General features: G+C 72.2%; 2 protein-coding genes. Both read left to right on the forward strand.

All coding sequences use genetic code 11. The features are described from left to right. A partial coding sequence (locus tag RDU12_RS13555) for a PD-(D/E)XK nuclease family protein (RefSeq protein WP_308685141.1) occupies positions 1-841 on the forward strand: 841 nt, incomplete at its 5' end. Next, positions 838-3861, forward strand: coding sequence for a double-strand break repair helicase AddA (addA, locus tag RDU12_RS13560; protein ID WP_308685143.1), 3024 nt, complete (start codon positions 838-840; stop codon positions 3859-3861). The genes RDU12_RS13555 and addA, both read left to right, overlap by 4 nt. The last annotated feature ends 51 nt before the right edge of the window (positions 3862-3912 follow it).

The following is a 3912-nucleotide window of genomic DNA, read 5'->3' on the forward strand; positions in this document are numbered from 1 at the left end:
GGTGACCCGGATCGAGGAATGGGTGCGCGACCCCTACGCCACCTACGCCCGCTTCATCCTCGGGCTGGAAGCCTTGGCCCGGCCCGACGAGCGGGTCGACGCCCGGCTGCGCGGCACCGCCATCCACGCGGCGCTGGAGCAGTTCGCCGAGGCGTGGCCGACACTGGACCGCGCCGCGGCGGCCGAGACCTTCGTCGGCCTGTACCTCGGCCGGTTGCGCGACGGAGGCATGCCGGACGCCGCCCTGGCGCGCGAGGTCGTGCTGGCCCGCAACGTCGGCGCCTGGGCCGTCGGCTTCGAGACCGGACGGCGGGCCGACGGCGCGACCGTCCTGATCGAGCAGCGCGGCGTCATGGAGATCGAGGCTCCGCGCGAGCCGTTCCGGCTCAGCGCCCGGGCCGACCGGCTGGAGCTGCACGACGGCCGCCTGACGGTGATGGACTTCAAGACCGGCGCCGCGCCGAGCTGGAAACAGGTCCGCGCCGGCTTCTCGCCGCAGCTGTCCCTGACCGCCGCCATCGCCCGCGCCGGCGGCTTCCCCGGGCTGGGTACGCCGGAACCCGGGCGGCTGCTTTATGTCACGGTCACGGGACGACGCCCGCCCGCCACCGAGGTCGATCGCAGCGGCGACGCCCAGAGCCGCGACCCCCAGCCCGTCGACGTCACCGTCGACGAGGCGCTGGAAGGCTTGAACCGGTTGATCGCGACCTATGAGCGGGCCGACCAGCCCTATGTCTCGCGCACGGCCCCGCAGTTCGCCCAACGCGCCTTCTCCGACTACGACCATCTGGCCCGGGTGCGCGAATGGTCGGTGGCCGAAGACGCGGAGGGCGGCGAATGAAGACGCCCCAGGCCCGCGCCGCCGATCCCGCCATCAACGCCTTCGTCATGGCCAACGCCGGTTCGGGCAAGACCACCACCCTAGTCGACCGGGTCGCGCGCTTGCTGCTGGACGGCTCGAGGCCGGACGCCGTCCTGTGCCTGACCTTCACCAAGGCGGCGGCGGCCGAGATGCAGCGCCGCCTGTATCAGCGCCTCGGCGCCTGGGCTGTGGCCACCAACGACGACCTGCGTCAGGACCTCGGCAAGCTGGAGGCCCGGGCGCCCGACTCCTATGACCGCGCGGGCCTTTCACGCGCGCGGGCCCTGTTCGCCCGCGCGCTCGAGACCCCGGGCGGGCTGAAGATCCAGACCATCCACGCCTTCTGCGAACAGCTGCTGCGGCGCTTCCCGATCGAGGCCGGGGTGTCGCCGGGCTTCCGCGTCATCGACGACGCGGAGGCCGCGGCCGTCTCCGCCATCGCCCGCGAGGCCCTGGCCCGCGCCTCCCTGAGCGAGGCCTACCCCGCCCTGTCGGACGCCTATGCGGCCATGAGCGAGAGCCTCCACCACGAGGCCTTCGAGGGCATGTTCAGCGTGTTCGAGGCGAAGCGCGCCGCGCTAGGCGCCTATGTGGAGCACGCCCAAAGCGAGGGCGGCCTCGCCGATTTCGTGGCCCGCTCGGTCGGCTTCGACAGCGCGGCCGAGGCCGACGCCATGGCCATAGAGGCCGGGGCCGCCGACCCGGCCGTCATCGACACCGGCCGCTGGCTCTGGGCCGCCGAAGCCCTCGACCGCGCCAGGGCCGCTGGCGACAAGGACAAGGCGCTGGAAATCCGCGCCTTCGTCGAAGCCGTCCGGGCCGGGAATGGCCGCTTCCCGGACCTCGCGTCCATCCTTCTCACCCAGAAGGGCGGGGCCGCCGCCTGGTGCGCGCGAAGCGCCGCCGCCAAGGCCGAACCCGGTCTCTGCGACTGGCTGGGCGAACAACAGGCCCGGGTTGTGGCGGTCTCCGAGCGGATCCGGGCCGCCCAGGTCGCGGCCGAAACCACCCACGCCCTGACCCTGGCCGGGGCCTACGCCCAGGCCTATGCGGCGGCCAAGACCGCGACCGGCGCGCTCGACTTCGCCGATCTGATCGTGCGCGCCCGCGCCCTGCTGACGGACGGGCCTGGCGCGGCCTGGGTGTTGTACAAGCTGGACGGCGGGGTCGATCACCTGCTGATCGACGAGGCCCAGGATACGTCGCCGGAACAGTGGGCCATCGCCCGCGCCCTGACCGAGGAATTCTTCGCCGGCGCCGGCGCGCGCGAGGATGGACGCGAACGGACCATCTTCGTGGTCGGCGACGAGAAGCAGTCGATCTTCTCCTTCCAGGGCGCGGCCCCCGAACGTCTGCTGGCCGAGAGCCAGACCTATCGGCGCCTGGCCGAGGCGGCGGGCCGATCCTTCGAGACGGTTGAACTGCTGCAGTCCTGGCGCTCGACACCCGAGGTGCTGGCCTTCGTGGACCAGGTTTTCGCCGTGGCCGATCACGCCCGCGCCCTCAGCCCGGGACGAGGCCTGATCGGCGACCGGAGCGACGTGGTGGTACGCCATGCCGCCGGGCGCGCCGACGGGCCCGGGACCGTGGATTTCTGGCCCGAGGAGAAGGACGACCCCGCCGAGGAACGCCGCGCATGGGACGATCCGCTGGACGCCGCGCTGCTGCGCAATGCCCGCCGCTGCGTGGCGGAGCGCATCGTCGCCGAGGTCAAGGACATCGTCGGGAAAGGCGAGGGCGTACACGCCAAGAGCGCCGCCGATCGCGCCGCCTGGCGGCCGGCCGACTGGGGCGATGTGCTGATTCTCGTCAAGAAGCGCGGCCCGATGTTCGAGGAAATCCTGCGCGCCCTGAAGCGCTCGGGCGTGCCCGTCGCCGGCGCCGATCGGTTGAAACTGGCCGAGCATCCGGTGTTCGAAGACCTGCTGGCCCTCGGCCGCGCCGCCCTTTATCCCGAGGACGACCTGACGCTGGCCGGCCTGCTGCGCGGTCCGCTGTGCGACGTCGACGAGCAAGGTCTGTTTGATCTGGCCCAGGGCCGGCGCGGGACCCTGTGGCGGACGCTCAAGGCCCGGGCGGACGAGCGGCCGGAATGGACGGCGGCGCGTATCCTTGTGCGCTGGTTCCGCGCCGAGATGCAGGTCCGGACGCCGTTCGATCTCTATGCCCGGCTGCTGAGCCGGCGTGATGCGCGCGGCCTGACCGTGCGGCAGCGCTTCATGACCCGGTTGGGGGGCGAGGCCGCCGACGCCCTCGACGCCTTCCTCGATCAGGCCCGGGCGGCCGAAGGACGCGGCGTCACCGATCTGGAGCGCTTCTCCGCCGGCCTTGCGGCCATCGACCAGACCGTCAAACGCGAGATGGACGAGCCGCGCGGGGAGGTGCGGGTGATGACCGCCCACTCTTCCAAAGGACTGGAAGCGCCGATCGTCATCCTGCCTGACACCATCTTCGCCGAGCCCAAGGGCGACCCCCTGCTGGAAACCGCCGACGGCGGCTTCCTGTGGTGCGGCGCCTCCGACCGCGATTGCGACGTCTCCGCCGCGGCCCGCGAGGCGCGCAAGGCCCGCAACGAGGAAGAGTCCCTGCGCCTGCTCTATGTCGGTCTGACCCGGGCGCGCGACCGGCTGATCATCGGCGGGCGCATCGCCTCGAACCGCAAGATCGAGAATACCCGTGCGTGGTGGGGGCCCGTGTACGACGCCATCGGGGGCATGGAGGGCGTCCGTGAGGTCGCGACCGCCTCCGGACCCGCCCGCCGTTTCGGGGCCGATCCGGTGCGGATGGCCCGGCCGACCGGCGAGGCCGCCCTCCTTCCGACGCTTCCCGCCTGGCTGACCTCCGATCCCGCACGGGAGGATGCCGGGCGGCAGGTGTCGCCGTCGCGGCTAGGGACCGCCGACCTGTCATCCGCCCCCTCGCCGCTGGCCGTCGTCGCCGGGCCGGGCGCGCCGCTGGGCCGGTTCCGGCGCGGCCAAATACCGTCTTTCCGTCGATGACGACATGTCTTTCTACAATACTATTTTTTCAGCCGAAACGTTCGATACATC

Source organism: Brevundimonas sp., from assembly GCF_031082345.1.
Lineage (GTDB): Bacteria > Pseudomonadota > Alphaproteobacteria > Caulobacterales > Caulobacteraceae > Brevundimonas.